Raw genomic sequence first — 17,483 nt, forward strand, 5'->3', positions numbered from 1 at the left:
CTCGGCGCCGACCGTATCCGCCGAGAAGTCGTAGCGGCTGGGAGCGGCGACGCATACGGCGGCGCTCAGCAGCGGCCACAGCGCGACGGCTATTCGCAGCTTCGATTTGGCATGGTGCATGGTCATCCTCCTAGAATCCATCTCATCGGGGCGCCGCGCCCGTTGAACCAGCACCCGAGCCCGGCAATAAGCGGCAGAACTCCATAGAACCACCATTCCCACCAGCCGGTATCGGCCACGAGCGGATAACCGGGATAGTCGGTACCAGCCTCGGTCGATACGGTCTGCCCGGAGAGGTTGAAAAGAATGGGGAGTATCTCTTCCTCGCTGTTGGAGCGGCTTTGCTCCCTTTTCCCATCGTAGTCGTAGGCGATGACGCCGTAGTCGTCTTGGCCCTCAGCCTGCCCGGAAAGTCTCCGCGCGTCGGCATACACGACCGCCAGCTTGGGGACCAAGCGGCGCAGCTTGTCTAAGATGTTGCGCTCCAAGTCGGCGAGGCGGGAATCCTCCGGAGAAAGGCGAACCGTGATCCGAAGCGGCTTATTCAGACGCCGTAGCGCCAGCTCCACCGCCGGAGGAAACGAGTTGCGCCGGTCCTCGGTAACGTCCCTCGATACGTTCAGCATCGCCCCCAGCGTCCAGACGCCGGCGATCGCCAATGCCGCGAAGAGCCCCAAAGCCGCCCTTCGCCTCGGCGCCGCGCCGAGCCACGCGCCGGTCAGGAAGATCAGCCCGAGTCCGAGGGCCGCCAGCGCGAGGGCCGATTCGAGAGAGAAAAGTCCGCGTTCGAACGGCCTCAAAGCCGCGGTAAGCGAGAGAAACGAGACCCGACTCAGCAAACCGTCTCCTGCCGCGGCGAAATCAAGCACCCACGAACCTGTCGTGCAGGCCAGGGCGATGATGGCGGCCGTGGAAACGGAATCCGCCACGGCGGCCGCGAAGAACGCGATTCCCGCGATGGCCAGAGCGTAGAGACTGTGCCCGGCAAGGAGGTTGAGGGTCTCCGGCCAATAGATATGACCTCCCAGCGCCCGCCAGCCGACGAGCGCCGATAAGGCGGGCAGAAGCGCGACAACCCAGGCCAAGCCGACCGCCAAGGCCTTCAATGCCGCGAGTACGGAAGGCTTCATCGGAAGCTGAAGCAACAGCTTGATCGAGCCGCTCTGCTTCTCGCCTCCGATCAGCCGGATAGCGATGAAGGGGAATAGCAACGTCGCGACCAAGTAATAGGCACCGAATGTCGGCACAAGGACGCCGTCCAGGGGCGTCATGGCTCGCGCCATCTCCGGGAACGGAAGGGCGGAGCGGCTCGCCTCGCCATAGAGCCGGACGGCCTGGCTGAAGCTGTAGCCGGTGACTATAGAGAGAAGGACCAGCATCACCCAGAGGGACCTCGAACGAAGCAGCTCTCGGACCTCTTCTTGGAGCAAGGCGCCGACACGTCCAACGACCATGCCGTCAGGTGAACGCAAGGAAGACCTCCTCGAGGGTCCCGGCAGGGCTGGGTGCCCGGGTCTTCAGTTCATCGAGCGTACCGCTTCCCAACAGCTTCCCTTCCTTCAAAAGCAGGAACCGGTCGCAGACTCTCTCCGCGTCCGCAAGCTGGTGGATGGACAGGAGCAAAGTCCGCCCAAGAGCGCGGACCTCCTTAAGCAGGGCCATCACGCTTCGGGTCTGCCGGAGATCAAGGCCGTCGAAAGGCTCGTCGAGCAGGAGCAGCGGCTGAGGCGTCAGCAGACCGATGGCCAATAGCAGCCTCTTGAGCGTCCCCTTGGACAGCGCGCCGACCCGCTTCTCCAGGGCCGAGCGCAGGTCCAATCTCCTGATGAGATCTTCGACGCGACCTAGGTCTGCTCCATACAGTTGGGCGTAAAGCCGGAGAGTCTCCGATGAACAGAGCTCACGGTGCGGCAGAATCCCATCAGGCAGGTAGAACAGTTCTTCCTTCCTGCGTCCTGAGGGGAAATCGCCGCCTCGCCAACTCAGCGCGCCGGACTCGTGGTGCATGAGGCCGGCCATGCATTCGAGAAGCGTCGTCTTTCCAGCTCCATTGGGACCGATCAGTCCAAGAATCTGGCCCGGATAAACTTCGAAGCTCACCTCATCAAGCGCGGAAAAACCGGCGAACCGCTTCGAGAGGCCTTGGACCTTAAGCAGTGCCTCAGCCACGGTTCGACTCCTCTTGCGCCAAGCTCGCGTGTACGGCATCGAAGAAGGCGATGCCTGCTTCCAGCCGGTCCGCGTCCTTCTTATACAGGCGGCAGAGTCCCTGCACGGCCATCGCCACTCCAGGCGCCTCCGGTCGGCCGAACTTGCCGTCTTTCAGGTCGATGTCGTGTACGATCTCGGCCAGCCCGCGCAGCGCCGGGTCGGTGAGCTTCAGGCGGTGGATCAGCGCCTCGAACGTACACCAGTCTCCGAAGTGCGTGAACTCGGCGTCCGCCATGTCGAAGCGCAATTCACCACGGCCCGGCGTGTAAGGCTCCGCCGCGAATTTGAACCGGGCGCTTCGATCGACGTAGCGGCGGATCAGCCAAGCCGAGACGAGGCGGTCGATGTGGGGAGAGGGCCTCGTGACCCATACGCGGCCTTGGAGTTCGGCCGCCGAGATCAGCGGGGGAGGCTCGGGCGCCGCCTGGCGCCGCATTGAATCCGCCTGCGCGATGAGCTTTTGGACCTTGTGAACGGCCGCTTCCGCCTTGCCGCGCTCAGGAGCCGTGAAGAAATCGATCTTACGCAGGCGCTCACACTCGGCTTTCGCCGCCAGCCACTGCTTGTTCAGGCGCTGAAACGTCTCTTCGGAAGGCCTTCCGCCTTCCAAGCTGTTGCGCACGGTATGCGCCAGAGCGGCCGCGGCGTTCGCCAATTCCGCGAAGTCCTCATCGCGCGCCTTGCGGAACGCGGCGATAATGTCATTATTTTCCGCCTCGGTGATGGAATCCGCGACGAATACCGAGGCCTCGCCGCCGAGCTGGAGAATCTCCTTTCTCAGCCACTCGAAGTCTTCCCTTGTCTCCGCCTGATTGGGGAGCGCATAGATCGAGTTCTTGATGGGCACCGCGCCGAGTGCCTTGAGCTTTCGCCACACCCGCACCCTGACATTGGATGGATGGGCCGGAAGTTGGTGCGTCAACAGCAGCCACCGCGACGTCTTCATGGAACAGGATGCTATATAAAACAGCTGTTACACTTCAACGTTTTGTTACATGCTCATCGGCAGCTGTGATTTAAGCCGGCACAAACGCTATACCTTACCCAGCCGCGCTCCTCGACTAAGTCGCGGTGTATGTAGCCGATCAAGGGCCGGACGGCGGCCTATGTCTGCGTGGACTACGCCTGCGAGCTGCCGACGAGCGACCTGGAGACCTTCAAGGCCATCCTGGACGGGAAGAGCTAATATCGATAGCCGCTCCACTCTTCCTCAAGTCCGACGCCCAGTCCGAGCACGAGCCGGTTGACGAAGTTGAAGTAGGCCGCGATCTGCGCGGCGTCGAGGATCGACCGGTCGTCGAGGCCCGTATCACGCAGAAGCGCGACGTCGGCCTCGCGCACGGACGCGGGATTCCGGGTGAGCTTCTCGGCGTATTGGCAGAGGCGCGCGGTCCGGGGATCAAGGGCGTTCCAGCGGCCTTCACGGACCGCGGTCATGACCTCCGGACTTTTCTCGTAGCGCGACAGTGCCTCGGCGTGGTGCGCGACGCAGTAGGGACAGCCGTTGGTCCTCGATACGGCCACGGCGATCGCCTCTCGCTCGCGGCGCGTCAGCGGGGATTGCCCGAACAACAGCTCCATATAGAGCGCCATGTGCGCCGTTAAAGTCTCCGGGTGGAGGCCGTGTATCTTATGCACGGCGGCCAATGCGCCGCGCTTGCCCACGGTCGCCTCATAGACGGCCTTAAGCTCGCCCTCGGCCTCCTCGGGCTCGATGACGCGGATCCAGGCGCGGCTTTTTTCGCCGCTCATGACGGGCCGAGCGGCCGCGCCGGCGGCGCGGCCTTGGCCGTCTCCACCGCGAACGCCACGGCGAGCCTGGCGAATTTCACCGAGTGGGCGGCGCCGGATGCGGCCAAAGTGTCGCGTTCGGTGTGGATGTTCGGGTTGACCCCGTCGAAGTTCGACTCGAAGACCGCGCTCGCCGGGTAGCCGCTGCGCGTCCATGAGGCGTGGTCGGAACAGGCGTAGCCGCAGGCCACCTCTCCCCGCCGGGCGCCCGTGTAGGCGTCGGACAGGCGGCCGAGATAGTCGGTCAGCGCCGGCTCGACGTTGTCGGTGACGAGGAACAGCCTGTCGCCGGAGCCGGCGAAGTTGGTCATGTCGAACTGGATGACGCCGGCGACCGCGCGGCCCTCGGCGCGCCAACGCTTGGCGATGTCTCCGGACCCGCGCAGGCCGACCTCTTCCGCCGCGTAGCCGATGAACGCGACCGTGCGCCGGGGACGGAAGCCTCCCTCGGCGAGCACGCGCAAGGCCTCGGTCAGGACGGCGATGCCGGACGCATTGTCGTCGGCGCCGGGCGCGCGCCCCTGGGCCCCCGCGCGGGAGTTGATCGAGTCGAGGTGGCCTCCAAGAACGACGGTCTCCCCGGACAGGTCCGTGCCGGGGAGAACGGCCATGACCGAGGGCTGCTTCCAGCCCGCGTGTTCGACGAGCTCCACGGCGGCCCCGGGGACGCCCTTGAGGATCGCGCGCCAGCGCGCGGCCAGGGCGCGCGCCGCGGCGGCGCCGTCCTCGGTCTGATAGAAGCGGTCATGCCGCGTCGAGAGGTCCTCGATCGTCGCTCTCAGTTCGGACTCTTTCACCGCCGCGGCGAGCGGCCGGACGACGCTCCCCTGATCGACGGTGGGGTTCTCCCCGGCGGGCGCGGCGACGGCCTTAAGGTCCGTCTCGGCCTCCGCGCGCGTGGCGTGGGCGAAGAATCCTCCGCACTTGTTGAAGCGCTCGTGCATCGCCGACGACAGGACCGGCAGGAGCGCGGGATCGACGCGGTAGATCGCGAGACGCGCGTCGGACTGGATCGACGCTCCCATCGCTACGCCCGCGGCGGCAAGCCCGGGCAGGTCCGCGCGCGCAAGCGAGATCCACACCCCCTCGTCCGCCGGTTCCGTCGCCCAGCCCGACGCCGCCACGGCCAGGGCCGCCGTCGCAAGCCGCATCCGCCGCGAGCGGCTCATATTCCCCGCCCGCTCAACCCGGCTTCGAGCCTGCGCGCGGCGTCAAGCGCCGCGCTCCCGGCCGCGGAGATCCTCGGCGCGGCCGGAACCGGCGGCTTGTACCAGCATAAGGGACGAACCCCGACCGTGAAGCCCTCCTCGCGGGTGCAGGCGCCCGGACGCGGGTCGCCGAATGCGAAGCTCTCGGCGGCCGGCTTGACGCAAAGGGCCGATTGGAAGTGGGTGTCCAGCCTGCATTGAGGCGCGGGATGGGCGGCCGACGTCCGAGCCACGCGCGACGGGTCCGGCGCGTCGAACCGGGCGAGCGCGGCCTGTCCCGACAAGGCCTGCGCGACCTTCGCCATGACGAGCCCTGCCATCGCCGAGCGCGCGCACAGCGCGCGCTGGGATGCCGAATCGAACACCACTGAGCAGCGTTTCGCCGCGAACGCGTCGACGCCCGGCCCGGCGCCCGCGCGGAGATTGTCCTTTTCGAGCCAGACGCGGCGATGGCACTTCATGTTGGCGAAATAGTCCGCCTGTCCCTCCACCGACAGGCCGCGGGCCGGGAAACCTCCGAGGTGATGGCCCATCTCGTGGCAGGCGACCAAGGAGAATCCGTCGGGCGTGATCGAGGGATGACGCGCCATCCCTCCGAACATGTTGACGATCCAGCGATCGCCGTCGCGGGAGGCCGAGGCGTTGACGGAGCCGTCGTCCCACTTGCGCCGGATCTCGAGGACGCCGCCCTGCGCGGCGACGATGGGGGCGTAGACCTCCTCCAGGCGATCGAGGATCGCGTCGAATTGGTCCTTGGTCAGTCCGCCCGCGTCGGCGGCCGACGGCCCGGTCCGGACCGGGATATTGGCCCCGTTCTCCGGGAAATAGCCGGCGCACGCGGCGAAGCCGCGCTGAACGGCGGTCGAGGGAGACAGGACGGCGGCCAATACTGCGGCGACGAGAGACTTCCTCATTTCACTCCTCCATTTTCGCCCCACCGCGGCGCCAGGGCGTCCGGCGGCGTCTCGGTCGGGCGCTCATGAGCCCGCGGCTCCAGCCGGACCCAGGTTCGCGGCGGCGAGTAGGGCTGATCGCGGGAAAGGACCCGCGCGTCGGGAAAGCGCGCGCGAGCGTCGCCCCAGGTCGTCTGGGACCACAGCGACCTTTCCAGCACCGTCATCGGCGCGTCCAGCATGGCGCCCGAAACGGCCCGGCCCGCCGTCGGAAGCCACAAGCTCTCGGTTTCCCGGTCCCAGAGAACGAAGGCGTCGAGGCCGCTCCAGAGTTCCGGCGAGAAATAGGTGTAGCCGCTCAAGGCGAAGGTGTGGACGCGCCCGTGGACGCGGCGATCGTAGACCGCGGCCAGATCGGCCAGGGGGCAGAACGCCGCGAAGATTTCCCGGCCGCCGAGCTCGTCGTTGACCACTTCGTGACGCTCCAACAGAGACAGCGGATAGATGCGTGTCTCGCCGGCGATGGTCGCCGTCAAAACGCGCTCGCCGGCCTCCAGCCGCTTGCTCGCGCTCGAGACGGGCTCGAATCGGGGCTCGAGCAGCGCGGGGAAAGCCTCGCGGCCGATGCCGTAATGGAGCTGAGCCGGGCGCAGCCGCGATTCGGTGATGTCGAAGTTCTGAGCCGCGGCCTTGCCTCCCCACAGCCAACGCCGTCCGCCGGCCTGAAACACCTTGCCGTGATCGACGCTGATCGGCCGCCGGTCCCGTCCGCGGTTGGCCAAGGCCGCCTCGGGATCGAGGCCCGCGCAGCCGCCCAAAGTCAGCGCCGTCAACGCCAGCGGGAGAGCGGCTGTCAGCGCGACCGTGACCGTGTTCCTCATGCGCGAAAGAATATGTCTTTCCACGCGACGCGTCATGAGGCATTCGCTCTAGAAGCGCGGCAGGCGCGCGGCGAATAAAAATAGGAAGTCTCGCTTCCTCTCGATCTGCTAAAATTCCCCTCATGAAGGAGTTCTCCGCGATACTCCGGGGCTTGCGCCTCGACGCCGGCCACAAGACGCCCCGGCGCTTCTTCCTCGCCCAGGGCGGGCGGGCGTTCTTCGGCTGCACCTACCGCAACTACGCGAACGTCGAGTACGGACGCTCCCTGCCGAGCCCAGCGCTCATGGAGAAGATCGCCGCGGCTTTACGCCTGATCAGCGACGACGCCCGCGCGCGGCCGCTCCTGAGCGCCTACCTGCGCGCTTTATTGGAGGGCACGTCCCTGTTCGACCACATCCTCCGGGCGCTCGGCCGGGGTCCTCACTCAGCCGCGGACCGCTGGTCCCCCATGAGAAGGGCGTTGGAAGAAAACGTCCGGTCGCGCGCCTTCTCCTTGACGCGCGATCAAACCGACGCCGTCGCCGGGAGCATCGAGGGGCACTGGGCCTTCGGCGTCCTCATTCACGACGGCGGCCGGTGGACCGCGAAGCGCCTGGCGCAGGTCACGGGCCTGCGCGCCGATCGCCTGCGGCGCGTCCTCGAGCGATTGACGAAGCTCGGGCTTTTCGAGCGCGACTCCGAAGGCGGGTACCACTGCCGGCATCACGGAAAGGATTTTCACCTCGCCAAGGGCGGGATGAGTCAGGCGCGCCTGGACGCCCTTCGCCGCCATTTCGTCGAGTCCGGAGAGAAGCACGGCGGGACGAAGGTCTCCCGGTTCCTCTGTCTGCGCGCCTCCGAGCGCGAACTCCAGGCCTACCTTCCGCAGATCTTCGAGGCTTCGTTCAAGGAACTCGGTCTGCTCTCGACCGACGAGAAAAGCGAGGACACGGCCTTCTTCCACGTGGAGGCCGTATATAGGAAAATCCTCCAGTTCTGAAGGCCGGCACTGACCGCGCAGGCCGCTTGAGCGCCGCCTAAAGGGACGCCGGCGACGCCTCCGCCGCGGGGACCTGGAGCGCGCTGAGCAAGCCGGGGCCGAAGCCTCCCTTGAAGGCCGCCAGCGCCACGGCGAGAAGATGCACGGGCGAGGCGCCCGGCACGGCTTCCGGGGGCAGCCGCGAGATGAAGAGAGCGGCCAGAACCGAGACCGCCGCGGCGGCGAGCCATTGCTTCACATCCTCTCCGTTCATAGAACGCAAATATTACATGCCGGGCCGACCGATCGGGAATGGACGGAATGTCAGGGCCTGATGACGTTCCTGCGACCGCCGCTTTTCCGGAAGGTTCACATCTCCTCCATGGCGCTTCATGAGGCGGCTTCGCTAAAACCGGACCATGAACGCTTTCAAGCAATTGAGCCGCTGGCTGGCGCCCGATGCAAACCACGAATCCGCCGATGCTCTCACCCATTACAGCCATTTGCTGGCCAGTTTGTTGACCATGGCCTGGTTCGTCGAAGCGCGCGACCCTTATACCGGCGGGCATCTGTGGCGCGTGTCGCGTTATGCGCGGCTGCTGGCGGAGGATGCCGGTTACGGCGATGCCGATGCGGCGCGGATCAGTCTCGGCGGGTTTTTGCACGATCTGGGAAAAATCGGCGTGCCCGATGCGATCCTGCGCAAGCCTGAACGTCTGACCGACGACGAGTATGCGGTCATCAGGACCCACCCGGATATCGGCATGCGCATGCTCGCCGGCCATCCGCTGGCCCGACTCGTCAGCGACGCCGTGTTTTTGCATCACGAGCGCCCTGACGGCAAGGGTTATCCGCGCGGCCTGGTTGGCGGCGCGATTCCCGAAATGGCGCGCATCGTCGGCATCTGCGATGCGTTTGACGCGATGACCAGCCATCGCCCTTATCGACCCGGCATGCCGCGCGACAAGGCCGTCGCCGTCATTCGCGAATTTCGCGGAACGCAGTTTGACGCCCGCTTTGCCGACGTCGTCATCGCGCTGGGCGCGGCGGGAAGCCTCGACCATGTGATGGGCCATAGCGATACGGGCATCCCGCTGAGGTCGTGCCCCATGTGCGGCCCCACTTTGGTGGTGCAGCGCGAGCACCGGCGGGGCGATCACATCTACTGCCGCAACTGCAGCGGCGAATTCGTACTGGAAGAAGAAGACAACTTCCTGGTGGCGGCCCCTACCGGCAAGCAAGGCCGCGCCGTTGACCTGGAACCCGAAGCCGATACGGCGCTGATCGCACGCACGGTACGCGCGGCTGCAGAAGCGTTGCCTATTGCGGATATGCTCAGATCTTCAGCCCTGCCGCTCGGAGCCGGTCGATGAAGTTTTTCACCCGCTGGGTTGTCAGAGCGAAAATGAGGACCTGCTACTGTCATATCCCGCCGGATCTCTTGGTCGAGCTCGTCCGGGCGAAGTTCTTCGACCGCGTTCCCACTATCGAGCTCGTGAAGAGGTATCCGAGCGAGCGCGAGCGGGAGTACGTCCGCACGATCGCGCTGCTGGACGTGCCGGAAGCCGAGGTCCGCGAGCTTCTGAAAGGCGACGCCGCGTTCCTGGCGCACTTCCTGGACTGCCGTCGGCACGCGCTTCAGGTCTTGAAGGGGAGGATGAACGACCTCGAGGCGCACCTGAGATCGGCTTAGGTGGAAAAACCGATGCGGTGCAGCCCCTCCTGCGCGGGCAGTTCCGCCGTCCCCATCGGGAAGGCGACGGCCGATATGATGACGCCGGCCGGGATGAAGACGTGGGCATGGCAGAAGTCCTCGCCCTTCGCGTCGGGAAGCTTGCCCGTCCCGGCGGGGCAGACGCTGAACCGGGGGCTGTCGAGCCAGAGACCGTGGCTTTCGACCTTGTGCACGGTGGCCAGCAGCGGGGAGCCGTTGATGCCGAGCGGTCTCAGCCGCGAGACGACATCGTCGGAAAGGACGAGGATGACCTGCTTGCCCTTCAAGTCGTAGTCGAACATGGGCCTCCGTGACTCTCCGCGCTCTCTCCAGTTCGTCTCGTCCGCGGGCCGAACGTTACAGCGAGCCTGCTCGAGCGCCCCTCATGAGACGGGCTTCAATGTCCCGCCCACGCAGCTGGAGCAGCGATCCTCGACCGGCGCGCAGCGCGGGCACCACAGCTCCCCGCACTTATCGCACTTCCTCCAGCCCGTCTGCCCGGACTCCGGGCTCATGTTGCAGTGATTGCACGCCAGCGCGTTGTCTTCCATGATGCCTCCTTCTTTGGTTGCCCCTCGCGTCAGCCCTTCGTCGCCGGCGCGAACTCCAGCTCCGCGCCCAGGTTCTTGCCGATTCGTTGAATGAAGTTCCCGGCCGCCACGACGAAGGCGAGCTCGGCGATCTCCTTGGGTGAGAAGTTCCGTTTGAGCGCCTCCAAGGCCTGGTCATCGGCCTTGATCACTTGCGTGGTCTGGTAGGCGAAGCGGATCACGGCGCGTTCCGCCTCATTGAACGCGGGGTTGTCGAATCCCTGCGGCCCCAGCAAGGCGATTTGCGCGTCGGTCAGGCCCGCCGCTTTCCCCATCGGGACGTGGTGGCCCTGACAGTAGGCGCACTCGTTGGCGCGGGCGACGGTCAGGTAGGCGATCTCCCGCACGCGCGGCGTCAGCGAGAGCTTGTTGAAGTAGACATCGAGGAGGCCGCCGAAGGCCTGGGTGACGGGCCCGGAGTGACCGACGAGCTTGACGACGTTGGGCACCATTCCGAATCCCTTCTTGAGGTTCTCATAGACCGGCTTGGCTTCGGGAGCTTCCTGTCCTTCGTGAGCGTAGGTCGTTCGCGGCATGTCGATTCCTCCTGTACGTCATCCAAGGCGGACGTCGGCGGGTCCGGGACCGAGAGACCCGGACCCGCCGACGGGCCGTCTTAACAGCCGCCCACTTTCGTCATGGGGTCCTTCCGAGTCGGCGGCTCGATTCCTTTGATAAGGCCGCGGGCGACCCAAGATGAGAACCAGCGGCGGACCTCGGCGGCCCCGGCAACGCCCACCGACTTCGAGGCGCGGGCAAGCACGGCGCCAAGCCGAGCCCCTTCCTTGAGCCGTCGCAGCGTAATCCACTCCAGCCTGGAAATCTCATACACCTTCACCCAGGTCTCATCTCGAAAGAGCAGCAGCCATTGCGCCCGATCATTGCGGAGGATTTTGCCTCCGGCCTTAAGGGGAAGCTCGCGGCGGCGCCAAAGACGCTCGACGGGCCAATCGACTTTGAGGAGCAGGACCGTCGGATCCAGGATCAGTCTCACGCGCGCCCAATCCTCGTCCCGAATATTTCCGATGGTTTTAGGATCGAGGGGGAGCAGGCGATCGGCGAAAAGCCGGGTCATGGCGTCCCGCTCGAGCCGGGAGAGGTCCGCCAGGAACGGGTATTTCCGGCCGAGCGGATGGGAGCGCACGAAGCGAGGAAGGGCCGCGCCTAGATCCGCCAGAGAGGACGACCTCGATGGATTCGAGAGGAGGTAGTCGGCGACGAGAACGCGAAATTCGTATTCGCCCAGCGTCCTTCTCACGGCGGGGAAATCTGAGGTCAAGGCCTCGTGCAGGCGCAGAAAATAGCCGTCGCCATAGACGCTCAGACGCGTCGGCGCATCTAGCGGGGGGGGATCTGTGATCCAGCGCAGCGCCGCGGGTCTATTCTTCACGGCCGCCCGCACGCCTTGCGGGTCAGTGAATATCTCTCGTAAGGATCGCTGGAGACGGGCCAGGTTAGGCGGCGACGGCGGCATCGCGCACCTCCGTGGCCCGCGCCGCTTCGCGCTGAAGCCGCGCAAAGGACGGTATCTTGTCATCCCATTCGATGAGCGTCGGCACGCGCCCGAAGCGCCGGATCGCCGCCGCATAGAGCTCCCAAACCGGGTCCGAGACCGGATGATCGTGCGTGTCGATAAGAAAGCCTCCCTCGTCGGAGTAGCCGGCCAGATGCATCTGCCCTACCCGTTTCAACGGTATGGCGTTGATGTAATCGAGAGCGTCGAAGCCGTGGTTCACGGCGCTGACGTGGATGTTGTTGACGTCCATCAGTATCCCGCAGTCGGCGCGGGCGGCGATCTCCGCCAGAAACTCCCATTCCGGCATCTCGGAGTGCCGATAGGTCAGATAGCTGGAGACGTTTTCGATGAGAATCCGGCGGCCGAGGTATTCCTGCACTCGTCTCAGGCGCGCGGCGACATGGTCGACGACCGCTTCGGTGTAGGGCAGTGGAAGCAGGTCATGAAGATTCCGCCCGCCGACCCCCGTCCAGCAAAGATGATCGGACACGATGGCGGGCTCGATGATACGGATGAGGCTCTTGAGCCGTTTCAGATAGTTCCGGTTCAAAGGATCGGCTGAGCCGATGCTGAGCGAGACGCCGTGAAGCATCACCGGATAGTCGCGGCGGACGCGCCCGAGCACCTCGAGGGGCCGTCCCCCTGAGGAGCCGCCCCGCAGTCCCATGTAGTTCTCGGAGTTCACCTCGAACCAGGAGACCGCGGGACGGCGTGAGAGCACATGATCGTAGTGGGCGGGCCGCAGTCCGAGGCCGACGCCGAGTTCCGGGTTCATGTCTCTCCTTGAGGCCGCCGGTCCTACTTGCTGCCCAGGTCCTTCATCGGCTCGGCGCCGGTCTTCGCGGCCTTCTTCTCCGGAGGAGTCAGCGTCCCTCCTTCGATGTTCTCGCAGGACTCCTTGGGCATGTACAGCCAGCCCTGGCCCTTGCAGGAGTTCTTTCCCGCGCATTCGTGCCCCGGGCCGCCGCATTGCCCGTGGCCGCCGCACTTATTGACGCCGTAGCACTTGACGTTCTTGTCGCTCTTCTTGGCCTTCGACTCCTTGGCCCAACTCGGCGTCGACACGACCGCCGCTCCGACGATTCCCGCCACCGCCGCCTTCAATAACATGTTGCCTTTCGCCATTTGTTCAGCGCCTCCTTTTCTTATTGATGAATGCCTGACCCACCGATTTTAGTGCGTTTGGACGCGGAAACGTTACATGCCCGAGGTGAATTATTTGTCGCAACGCGCCGTCGAGCCCCCGCGCTCATTCCGCTCTCCCGTCCAGGGGTCGACGCCGTCCCCGACGGGCATCCGGAGAAGATCCTCGATGATGAGGTCTTGAATGGCCGCGCGTGAATGGGGCGCGGCGCTCTCGCCTGAGAACAGGCGTCGCGCGAGCGCCTTCAGGTCGCCGAAGGTGTCCACATCGGAGCGCACGGACAGGAGCCGGAAGCTTTCGCCGCGCAGGCGCTCGAGTGTTCGATTGAGAACATCGGGGCCCGACCACTCCATCTTCGCGAAGAGGCGCGGCATGGGCGCGCGCAGACCGATGAGATAATAGCCGCCGTCCTCGGCGGGGCCCAGGACGGCCTGGACGTCATCGAGGCGCGCGAAGGCCTGGCGCAAAATATCGGGCTCCAAGTCGGGGCAGTCGCTGCCGATGACGACGACCTTCTCGGCGCCCGCGCGAAAGGCCTTGTCGAAGGCCGCGACGAGGCGCGCGCCGAGGTCGCCTTCCGCCTGCGGGAACCACGGCGGCGCGTCCTCGAGCCAGGCCAGGCCGGGGCGTTCGGGGTGCGGCTCGTAAGCGATCGAGACGGCCGCCTCGCTCGTCAGCCGGGCGCAGGCGACCGTATCCCGCACGAAGGCTTCGTAGACGCGGGCGACCTGCGAGGCGGAGAGAGGAATCTGGAGACGAGTCTTGACCTTCCCAGGGACCGGCGCCTTGACGAAAAGGATCAGCGAGTTCATGAATAAAGCCTCCTCAGCCTCTCCGGCGAGACCCCGGCCTTGAAGAGCGCGATGATGACGACATTTCTCAGGGCGTTGAACACGGGACCGTTGCGCTCGTAGCGCCGCACCGAGGTCAGCACGGCATCCTCCATGACGACGACGGGGCCCAGCCTCGCGAGCATGGGGAGCAGGTAATACTCCTCCATGATGCTGACGGGCGGGTATCCTCCGACGCGCACGTAGTCTTCCCGCCTGCAGGCGACCGCCTGATCGCCGTGCGGCACCCCGGTCTTCCGCGAGCGCCAATGCCCCAAAGCGGCGATGAGCCGGTAGATCGGCCTCGCCGAATCGAAGTCGAGGCGGTAGGCGGTCGCGCCCGGCCGCGGCTTGGCGGCCCAGGCGTCGAGCAGCGCGCCGAGCCAGCCTCCGGGCAGGCGGGTGTCGGCGTGCAGGAACAGAAGAAGGTCTCCGGCCGCGGCAAGAGCGCCTCGATGCATCTGCACCGCCCGTCCGCGCGCGGGAGACTCGATCAGCTTGTCGGCGACGCGGCGGGCGATCTCGATCGTGCCGTCCGTGCTGCCGCCGTCGGCCACGATGATCTCGATGTCGCCTTTGCCGGCGGTCAGGCGCAGGCGCGCGACCGCCTCCTCCAGGCGCCGGCGTTCGTTGACGGTCGGGATGACGACGGAGACCTTCATGGCGCGGACCTCGCGGTCTTCGCCATCCACTGGATCAGGCCCGCCGTCAGGGCCGGGCCGGAGACGGGACGGGAGAGGATATCGGTGCCGTGTCCTCCGACGGACAGCCGCAGGCGTTTGACCGGGCCCGCGACAGAGGAGGCCAGGCGGCCCGCGATCGCGTCGAAATCGGGGTCGTCGGCGGCGGAGGTGACGAAGAGAGGCCGCCGGCCGTAGGCCGCGACAAATTCCGAGACCGGAACGCGCTTGGGATTGTCGCCCGGGGAGATCAATGCCGCGCCGCCGAGACGGGGGTCGGAGGCGGCGCGGCGGAAAGCCAGGGATGCGCCGATGCTGGCGCCGCCCAGGAAGATCGAAGAGGGGGAAAAACCGCGACCTTCGAGCCAGGCGACGGCGGCGGCGGGATCGCGGTCTACCTCGCGCCAGCGGGCTTTATCCCAGTCACCGGGACCCTGCCCGTAGGGATTCGCGCTGTCACCATGACCGCGAGGATCGAGCAAGAGTACGGCTATCCCGGACGCCGCGGCCTTGACCGCGGACGGCTCCCAGTCCTTGCGCGCGCCCCCGAGCATGGGCATGAGCACGAGGACGGCGCCGGGAACGCCGGCGGACTCGTGGTAGGTCGCGGCAAGCGCGACGCCGTCCTCCGTTTTGAGAACGACCTCGATCGGGGCCGCGGCGACCGCGGCGACGGCGAGAGGGGCCAAGAATATCATCGCGCGACCTCCGCGAGCGAGCGGCGCGCGGCCGCGCTCACCGACTCGTTCTCATCGGCGAGCGCGGCCGAAAGGTACTGCGCGGCGGCCGGGTCGCGGCGCTCACCGAGGGCCTGGGCAGTCTTGACCCGGACCCACCAGTGACGGTCGCGCAAGGAACGGGAGAGCGGGAGCAAGGCGTCTTTGCGCGACACCCGCCCCAGGGCCCGCGCCGCGTTGGCGCGCACTTCCCACCTCGGGTCGCCCAGCGCCTTGACCAACGGCCAGTAGGAGCCGTCGGGGCGGCGTTCTCCGAGTTGGAACGCCGCCCGCTGACGGATATCGGATGAGGCGTCCGTCAGGGCGGCGGCCAGGCGCGCCTCGTCCCAGGACGCGTCCGGACGCGCCCCGGGTCCGCAGGCGGCCAGGGCCGTCAGCAGCATGTACGGGAAAGACGACTCGGCCGTCATGCGGCGCATGACCCGCCTCCGAGCACGCAGAACGAGGCGCAGTGCGGGTGCCGCAGGGCGACCGGACGCCACGACTCCCGCACGGTCCGGCCGAGCTCGAAGCGCGCGTCGTAGGGGATGAGCGTGCAGGCGACGACGGCCGGGCGCTCCGCGCCGCGGCGCTTGACCACCATGCGCGAGGAGGCGCACATCACCGACTCGGGCGACTTGCCGAGCAGACCCCAGCACTCGGCGGTGATCTCGGGAAGCTCGCCGGAAGCACCCATCTCGGGGAACACCGTCAGCTCGACCTCCCGGCCGATCGCGCGGCGGTACCCTTCCCGCGCGGCGGCTTCATCCTCGTCGACGAAGGTCCGCCCGGCCACGGAGGCGCTAAATCCCGAGTCGAGCAGCCACCGCAGGCCGGCCACGGCCTTGTCGAAGGCGCCGGCGCCGCGTTCGGCGTCGTGGACGGCGGCGGTGTGATGGTCGAGCGAGACGCGCAGGCGCAAACCGCGATCGTGCCGCTCGAGCAAGGCGAGCAGCTCCGCCTTGCGGTTCGTCATCGGCGCCATCGCGTTCGTGAGAATCAAGACCGAAAAGCCCCGCTCCAGGGACTCCTCGGCCATGGCGAGAAGATCGGGGTTCATGAACGGCTCGCCGCCGGTGAATCCGATCTCTGTCGCTCCCATCTCCCGGGCCTCCTCGAGAAAGGGCCGGATCTCGGCCGACTTCAGATACTCGAGACGATCATTGCGCGGGGAGGACTCGATGTAGCAATTCGCGCATTGGATGTTGCACCGGGTCCCCGTGTTGAACCACAGCGTTTTCAACGCGCCGGGCGGCACGACGGCGCGGGCCTTTCCCTGGGCCGTGGTCTCGGCGTCGGCCCACTTAGCAGCAGGCATCGCCGTTCCTCGCTTTCGTCGAGAACGGCATGTTCGTCCCGCAGCCCGGGAAGATGCCGAAATGCTTCGTCGTGTCGCCGAAGAAGTCGAAGTGGCGGCGGTAGCGGCTCTTTTCGAGCATCGACGCGGTGTTGCCGCACACCGTCATGATCCGCCCGGCCTCGAAGCGGTGATGGCCGTCGAGCTGAAACGCCTGCGGCGCGTCCGCGATCGTCCCTTTATACCTCACGGCCTGGCCGTAGTCTTCGCAGGCGGGCTCAAGACCCGTGAGCTTGAACAGCCGGTAGGTCGCCGAGTAAAAGCCGATGTGGCCGGCGCGCTCCCGGATCGGGCCCTTGTCGAGAGCCAGCGGCCGCGACTCGACGAGCCGCGGGTCGGCGAAGCCCGCGCTCTTGGCGAGAGGAAGAAAATCGCTCCAATACAACGCGCCTCCCAGGCATTCTCCGTACAGCACGGGGTCGTTCCTCAATTCCTGAGGTACGCGTCGGTCGGCGTAGACGTCAGAGAAATACATCTCGCCGCCTTCCTTGAGAACGCGCCGGGCCTGGCGCAGGACAGCCGCCTTGTCGCGCGCGAGGTTGATCACGCAGTTGGACACGACCAGGTCGAACGAGGCGTCCTTGAGGCCGATCTCATCGAGGCGCGAGATGTCGCCTTTGATGAACTCCACGTTCCCGTAGCCGAACGCCTTCGCGTGATGCGCGCGGTTGCGCTCGGCGACCTCGAGCTGCTCGTCGGTCATGTCGACGCCGGTCACGCGTCCCGCTCGGCCGACCAGTTGGGAGAGGACATAGCAGTCCCGTCCGGAGCCGGAGCCAAGGTCGAGGACGCTCAGACCCGTCAGCTCGCTCGGGATGGTCAGGCCGCAGCCGTAGTAGCGGGAGACGACCTCCTCGCTCACCCTCGATAGCGCCGCGCGCACGGCGCGCGGCAGGTCCGAAGGCGAGCAGCAGGCGTCGGTTTTCAGGTCGGCGCCGCTTTTCAGGGTCTTTCCGTAATAGTCGCGGACTCCGGCTTCGATGTCGGCGGGCA

Annotated in this window: 23 protein-coding genes; 3 read left to right on the top strand and 20 right to left on the bottom strand. The window is 66.4% G+C overall.

The annotated features are described in order from the left end of the window. Nucleotides 1-122: 122 nt before the first annotated feature. The 7 genes from HYV14_01320 to HYV14_01350 form a co-directional block, all read right to left on the bottom strand. Nucleotides 123-1,454, bottom strand: coding sequence for an ABC transporter permease subunit (locus HYV14_01320; GenBank protein MBI2384629.1), 1,332 nt, complete (start codon nucleotides 1,452-1,454; stop codon nucleotides 123-125). 4 nt (nucleotides 1,455-1,458) lie between these two features. Further along, entirely contained in the window at nucleotides 1,459-2,208 is a 750-nt protein-coding gene (locus HYV14_01325) for an ABC transporter ATP-binding protein (protein ID MBI2384630.1), read from the bottom strand. Beyond that, nucleotides 2,162-3,157 (bottom strand): chromate resistance protein, encoded by a 996-nt coding sequence (locus tag HYV14_01330; GenBank protein MBI2384631.1) that lies wholly within the window; start codon nucleotides 3,155-3,157, stop codon nucleotides 2,162-2,164. Before HYV14_01330 ends, HYV14_01325 begins: the two co-directional genes overlap by 47 nt. Nucleotides 3,158-3,393: 236 nt before the next feature. Beyond that, on the bottom strand, nucleotides 3,394-3,963 hold the full coding sequence (locus tag HYV14_01335; GenBank protein MBI2384632.1) for a peroxidase-related enzyme: 570 nt from the start codon (nucleotides 3,961-3,963) through the stop codon (nucleotides 3,394-3,396). Continuing rightward, nucleotides 3,960-5,153: a M20/M25/M40 family metallo-hydrolase gene (locus tag HYV14_01340; GenBank protein MBI2384633.1), complete on the bottom strand. Its 1,194-nt coding sequence runs from the start codon at nucleotides 5,151-5,153 to the stop codon at nucleotides 3,960-3,962. Before HYV14_01340 ends, HYV14_01335 begins: the two co-directional genes overlap by 4 nt. 14 nt (nucleotides 5,154-5,167) lie before the next feature. Beyond that, nucleotides 5,168-6,124, bottom strand: coding sequence for a hypothetical protein (locus HYV14_01345; protein MBI2384634.1), 957 nt, complete (start codon nucleotides 6,122-6,124; stop codon nucleotides 5,168-5,170). Then, nucleotides 6,121-6,984: a DUF3179 domain-containing protein gene (locus HYV14_01350; protein ID MBI2384635.1), complete on the bottom strand. Its 864-nt coding sequence runs from the start codon at nucleotides 6,982-6,984 to the stop codon at nucleotides 6,121-6,123. Before HYV14_01350 ends, HYV14_01345 begins: the two co-directional genes overlap by 4 nt. Nucleotides 6,985-7,106: 122 nt before the next feature. Here HYV14_01350 and HYV14_01355 point away from each other — a divergent pair, with 122 nt between their 5' ends. Beyond that, nucleotides 7,107-7,964, top strand: coding sequence for a hypothetical protein (locus HYV14_01355; GenBank protein MBI2384636.1), 858 nt, complete (start codon nucleotides 7,107-7,109; stop codon nucleotides 7,962-7,964). A gap of 37 nt (nucleotides 7,965-8,001) precedes the next feature. On the opposite strand, the gene HYV14_01360 is transcribed toward HYV14_01355, so the two are convergent. Next, entirely contained in the window at nucleotides 8,002-8,217 is a 216-nt protein-coding gene (locus tag HYV14_01360; protein MBI2384637.1) for a hypothetical protein, read from the bottom strand. 145 nt (nucleotides 8,218-8,362) lie between these two features. Here HYV14_01360 and HYV14_01365 point away from each other — a divergent pair, with 145 nt between their 5' ends. Next, complete coding sequence (locus HYV14_01365; protein ID MBI2384638.1) at nucleotides 8,363-9,316, top strand: HD-GYP domain-containing protein; 954 nt, start codon at nucleotides 8,363-8,365, stop codon at nucleotides 9,314-9,316. Further along, on the top strand, nucleotides 9,313-9,636 hold the full coding sequence (locus HYV14_01370; protein MBI2384639.1) for a hypothetical protein: 324 nt from the start codon (nucleotides 9,313-9,315) through the stop codon (nucleotides 9,634-9,636). The genes HYV14_01365 and HYV14_01370 overlap by 4 nt, the downstream gene beginning before the upstream one ends. Here HYV14_01370 and HYV14_01375 read toward each other — a convergent pair. From HYV14_01375 to HYV14_01430, 12 genes are all read right to left on the bottom strand, one after another. After that, on the bottom strand, nucleotides 9,633-9,959 hold the full coding sequence (locus HYV14_01375) for a hypothetical protein (GenBank protein MBI2384640.1): 327 nt from the start codon (nucleotides 9,957-9,959) through the stop codon (nucleotides 9,633-9,635). The genes HYV14_01370 and HYV14_01375 overlap by 4 nt on opposite strands. Nucleotides 9,960-10,040: 81 nt before the next feature. Next, nucleotides 10,041-10,208, bottom strand: a complete 168-nt coding sequence (locus HYV14_01380; GenBank protein MBI2384641.1) for a hypothetical protein — start codon at nucleotides 10,206-10,208, stop codon at nucleotides 10,041-10,043. Nucleotides 10,209-10,237: 29 nt separating this feature from the next. Further along, complete coding sequence (locus HYV14_01385; GenBank protein ID MBI2384642.1) at nucleotides 10,238-10,783, bottom strand: carboxymuconolactone decarboxylase family protein; 546 nt, start codon at nucleotides 10,781-10,783, stop codon at nucleotides 10,238-10,240. A gap of 80 nt (nucleotides 10,784-10,863) precedes the next feature. Then, on the bottom strand, nucleotides 10,864-11,637 hold the full coding sequence (locus HYV14_01390; protein MBI2384643.1) for a putative DNA-binding domain-containing protein: 774 nt from the start codon (nucleotides 11,635-11,637) through the stop codon (nucleotides 10,864-10,866). A gap of 64 nt (nucleotides 11,638-11,701) precedes the next feature. Continuing rightward, the gene (locus tag HYV14_01395) at nucleotides 11,702-12,538 is read right to left on the bottom strand and encodes a DUF692 domain-containing protein (GenBank protein MBI2384644.1); all 837 of its coding nucleotides are present in this window, start codon (nucleotides 12,536-12,538) and stop codon (nucleotides 11,702-11,704) included. A gap of 23 nt (nucleotides 12,539-12,561) precedes the next feature. Next, nucleotides 12,562-12,888, bottom strand: a complete 327-nt coding sequence (locus HYV14_01400) for a DUF2282 domain-containing protein (GenBank protein MBI2384645.1) — start codon at nucleotides 12,886-12,888, stop codon at nucleotides 12,562-12,564. A 90-nt stretch (nucleotides 12,889-12,978) separates the two neighbouring features. Further along, nucleotides 12,979-13,719, bottom strand: a complete 741-nt coding sequence (locus tag HYV14_01405) for a TIGR04282 family arsenosugar biosynthesis glycosyltransferase (GenBank protein MBI2384646.1) — start codon at nucleotides 13,717-13,719, stop codon at nucleotides 12,979-12,981. After that, nucleotides 13,716-14,429, bottom strand: coding sequence for a TIGR04283 family arsenosugar biosynthesis glycosyltransferase (locus HYV14_01410; GenBank protein ID MBI2384647.1), 714 nt, complete (start codon nucleotides 14,427-14,429; stop codon nucleotides 13,716-13,718). The genes HYV14_01405 and HYV14_01410 overlap by 4 nt, the downstream gene beginning before the upstream one ends. Continuing rightward, complete coding sequence (locus HYV14_01415; protein ID MBI2384648.1) at nucleotides 14,396-15,115, bottom strand: alpha/beta hydrolase; 720 nt, start codon at nucleotides 15,113-15,115, stop codon at nucleotides 14,396-14,398. Before HYV14_01415 ends, HYV14_01410 begins: the two co-directional genes overlap by 34 nt. Next, nucleotides 15,112-15,573, bottom strand: coding sequence for a HEAT repeat domain-containing protein (locus HYV14_01420; GenBank protein ID MBI2384649.1), 462 nt, complete (start codon nucleotides 15,571-15,573; stop codon nucleotides 15,112-15,114). The genes HYV14_01415 and HYV14_01420 overlap by 4 nt, the downstream gene beginning before the upstream one ends. Beyond that, complete coding sequence (locus HYV14_01425) at nucleotides 15,561-16,451, bottom strand: radical SAM protein (GenBank protein MBI2384650.1); 891 nt, start codon at nucleotides 16,449-16,451, stop codon at nucleotides 15,561-15,563. The genes HYV14_01420 and HYV14_01425 overlap by 13 nt, the downstream gene beginning before the upstream one ends. Beyond that, nucleotides 16,438-17,472, bottom strand: a complete 1,035-nt coding sequence (locus tag HYV14_01430) for a methyltransferase domain-containing protein (protein MBI2384651.1) — start codon at nucleotides 17,470-17,472, stop codon at nucleotides 16,438-16,440. Before HYV14_01430 ends, HYV14_01425 begins: the two co-directional genes overlap by 14 nt. Between the last annotated feature and the right edge of the window lie 11 nt (nucleotides 17,473-17,483).

This window comes from Elusimicrobiota bacterium, from assembly GCA_016182905.1.
Classification (GTDB): Bacteria; Elusimicrobiota; Elusimicrobia; order UBA1565; family UBA9628; genus GWA2-66-18.

Excerpts from the sequence above, each read along its gene's own strand:
- HYV14_01320 (MBI2384629.1), bottom strand. The coding sequence starts at position 1,454 with ATGGTCGTTGGACGTGTCGGCGCCTTGCTCCAAGAAGAGGTCCGAGAG.
- HYV14_01325 (MBI2384630.1), bottom strand. The coding sequence starts at position 2,208 with ATGCCGTACACGCGAGCTTGGCGCAAGAGGAGTCGAACCGTGGCTGAG.
- HYV14_01330 (MBI2384631.1), bottom strand. The coding sequence starts at position 3,157 with ATGAAGACGTCGCGGTGGCTGCTGTTGACGCACCAACTTCCGGCCCAT.
- HYV14_01335 (MBI2384632.1), bottom strand. The coding sequence starts at position 3,963 with ATGAGCGGCGAAAAAAGCCGCGCCTGGATCCGCGTCATCGAGCCCGAG.
- HYV14_01340 (MBI2384633.1), bottom strand. The coding sequence starts at position 5,153 with ATGCGGCTTGCGACGGCGGCCCTGGCCGTGGCGGCGTCGGGCTGGGCG.
- HYV14_01345 (MBI2384634.1), bottom strand. The coding sequence starts at position 6,124 with ATGAGGAAGTCTCTCGTCGCCGCAGTATTGGCCGCCGTCCTGTCTCCC.
- HYV14_01350 (MBI2384635.1), bottom strand. The coding sequence starts at position 6,984 with ATGAGGAACACGGTCACGGTCGCGCTGACAGCCGCTCTCCCGCTGGCG.
- HYV14_01355 (MBI2384636.1), top strand. The coding sequence starts at position 7,107 with ATGAAGGAGTTCTCCGCGATACTCCGGGGCTTGCGCCTCGACGCCGGC.
- HYV14_01360 (MBI2384637.1), bottom strand. The coding sequence starts at position 8,217 with ATGAACGGAGAGGATGTGAAGCAATGGCTCGCCGCCGCGGCGGTCTCG.
- HYV14_01365 (MBI2384638.1), top strand. The coding sequence starts at position 8,363 with ATGAACGCTTTCAAGCAATTGAGCCGCTGGCTGGCGCCCGATGCAAAC.
- HYV14_01370 (MBI2384639.1), top strand. The coding sequence starts at position 9,313 with ATGAAGTTTTTCACCCGCTGGGTTGTCAGAGCGAAAATGAGGACCTGC.
- HYV14_01375 (MBI2384640.1), bottom strand. The coding sequence starts at position 9,959 with ATGTTCGACTACGACTTGAAGGGCAAGCAGGTCATCCTCGTCCTTTCC.
- HYV14_01380 (MBI2384641.1), bottom strand. The coding sequence starts at position 10,208 with ATGGAAGACAACGCGCTGGCGTGCAATCACTGCAACATGAGCCCGGAG.
- HYV14_01385 (MBI2384642.1), bottom strand. The coding sequence starts at position 10,783 with ATGCCGCGAACGACCTACGCTCACGAAGGACAGGAAGCTCCCGAAGCC.
- HYV14_01395 (MBI2384644.1), bottom strand. The coding sequence starts at position 12,538 with ATGAACCCGGAACTCGGCGTCGGCCTCGGACTGCGGCCCGCCCACTAC.
- HYV14_01400 (MBI2384645.1), bottom strand. The coding sequence starts at position 12,888 with ATGGCGAAAGGCAACATGTTATTGAAGGCGGCGGTGGCGGGAATCGTC.
- HYV14_01405 (MBI2384646.1), bottom strand. The coding sequence starts at position 13,719 with ATGAACTCGCTGATCCTTTTCGTCAAGGCGCCGGTCCCTGGGAAGGTC.
- HYV14_01415 (MBI2384648.1), bottom strand. The coding sequence starts at position 15,115 with ATGATATTCTTGGCCCCTCTCGCCGTCGCCGCGGTCGCCGCGGCCCCG.
- HYV14_01420 (MBI2384649.1), bottom strand. The coding sequence starts at position 15,573 with ATGCGCCGCATGACGGCCGAGTCGTCTTTCCCGTACATGCTGCTGACG.
- HYV14_01425 (MBI2384650.1), bottom strand. The coding sequence starts at position 16,451 with ATGCCTGCTGCTAAGTGGGCCGACGCCGAGACCACGGCCCAGGGAAAG.